Origin of the sequence: Faecalibacterium sp. AF27-11BH (genome assembly GCF_003603005.1) — a bacterium.
GTDB lineage: Bacteria > Bacillota > Clostridia > Oscillospirales > Ruminococcaceae > Faecalibacterium > Faecalibacterium taiwanense.
Genome location: NZ_QVGS01000026.1, coordinates 1 through 1,936, shown reverse-complemented (window position 1 = coordinate 1,936; position 1,936 = coordinate 1). Strand labels below are relative to the sequence as shown.

At 53.8% G+C, this 1,936-nt stretch carries 2 protein-coding genes; both read right to left on the bottom strand.

What is annotated here, in order from left to right:
* On the bottom strand, positions 1–1,213 hold a 1,213-nt coding region (locus DWY76_RS13605), incomplete at its 3' end, for a carbon starvation CstA family protein (RefSeq protein WP_243112064.1).
* Positions 1,214–1,642: 429 nt separating this feature from the next.
* Positions 1,643–1,936 (bottom strand): carbon starvation CstA 5TM domain-containing protein (locus tag DWY76_RS13600; protein ID WP_279221604.1); only part of this gene is annotated, 294 nt, incomplete at its 5' end.

Genomic DNA, 1,936 nt, shown 5'->3' with positions numbered 1-1,936 from the left:
TCCAGCTGAAGTAGCGCCAGATCACGGTGTAGTTGATGAAGCCCAGTGCGTTGCCGATGCCCAGGAAAGCACCAACGCCCAGCACAGGAACACAGAGCTTCAGGCGGTTTGCGTAGCTGTCCTGATCGATCTTGAGCCAGTCGGCCAGAGTCAGACGAGCGGAACGGAACGCGGTATCGCCGGAGGTGATGGGGCAGATGACAACGCCGATCATTGCCAGAGCAATGCCAATGCCGCCCATGGTCTTTGCACACACGTCGTAGATGGCAGCAGACTGACCAGCAGCCAGAGCCTCGGCCAGACCAGCCATCTTGCCGTCGGTGATGGTGTACAGTGCGCAGCCGGCAGCGGCCCAGATCAGAGCGATGACGCCCTCGCAGACCATTGCGCCGTAGAACACGAAGTGGCCCTGCTTCTCACTCTTCATGCAGCGAGCCATCAGAGGCGACTGGGTGGAGTGGAAGCCGGAGATAGCGCCGCAGGCAACGGTGATGAACATGAAGCTCCAGATGGGAGTGCCCGACGGATGCATGTTGCTGAAGTTTGCCCAGATCTCGGGGATGGTGTAGGCGGGGTTGGTAAAGATGCCGAAGATAACGCCCACAGCCATGATGATCAGGCAGATGCCGAACACGGGGTAAATCTTACCGATGATGGCATCAATGGAGATAAAGGTTGCGATGAAGTAGTACACCAGAATGATGATCAGCCAGAACAGGGTGGTGGTCAGCAGACCGGACATACCACTGTTCTTGCACAGGGTAACGATCAGGCCTGCGGGGCCCACTGCGAACACGGTACCGACCATGATCAGCAACACAACAGAGAACACACGCATGATGTTCTGCATGACAGGTCCAAGGTATCTGCCGGTGACCTCAGCGATGGATGCGCCATCGTTGCGCTCGCTCATCATACCGGAGAAGTAGTCATGCACACCACCTGCAAAGATGGTGCCGAAGGTGATCCACAGGAACACCACGGGACCCCACAGAGCACCCTGCAGTGCACCAAAGATGGGGCCCAGACCTGCAATGTTCAGCAACTGGACGAGGAACAGCTTCCACTGGGGCATCACAACGTAGTCAACGCCGTCGTTGATGCGCACAGCAGGAGTTTCGCGGTCGTCCGGTCCGAACGTGTTGTCAACGATCTTGCCATAGACAAAGTAGCCGATGATCAAGAGCGCCAGACAGAGTAAGAAACTAATCATACCAGAAACCTCCTTTTTGATTCAAACCACAGCCAGCATTTTGCGTGCCCAGCTGCGGCTCTGACCAATCTCTGGCTTCATGTTAACACTTTTTTCATAAAGCAGTTAATATTTTTCTGGTATGGTTCCCATATCAAAAAGTATATGGCAAGATGCTTCCGCGGAATACCTGCAAAGAATTTTTATCGCATTCACGGCAAATTTTCTTAATTCCCCGGCAAAGACCTTTCCCGGAACCGGTCAAAGCCGCTGCTGCCAAACTTTCCAGTCTGTTTTTGTGCAAGTTGCTTAATCGTTTTCAATTTTCTCCGCAAATCGTGATTTCTTTGCCTGAAACGCCGCAAAATACAAGGCACCCTCCGCCGAGCCGTTTCAGCGGAGGGTGCCTTATTCAGCAGATCATTTGTATATATGTTTGTATATATCGTGTCATGCCTTCTGGGCTGCCTTCTTCGTTGCGTGGAGGAAGACTGCCAGCATTGCAATGGCAAAGATGATGCCGATGGGGTATGCCACTGCGGTGTTGTAAATGGTGGTGCCTTCTGCGGTCTTGGCGTTCAGCAGGCCGCCCAGGCATTCGGGAGCCAGAATGAAGTAGGTGGAAGAGACCGCGCTCATGAAGGTGGCAGGCACAGCGGTGATCCAGTAGTTCTTCTTCTCCTTGAACAGATACATGGATGCAGCCCACAGAACGATCATGGCCAGCGTCTGGTTGGTCCAGCT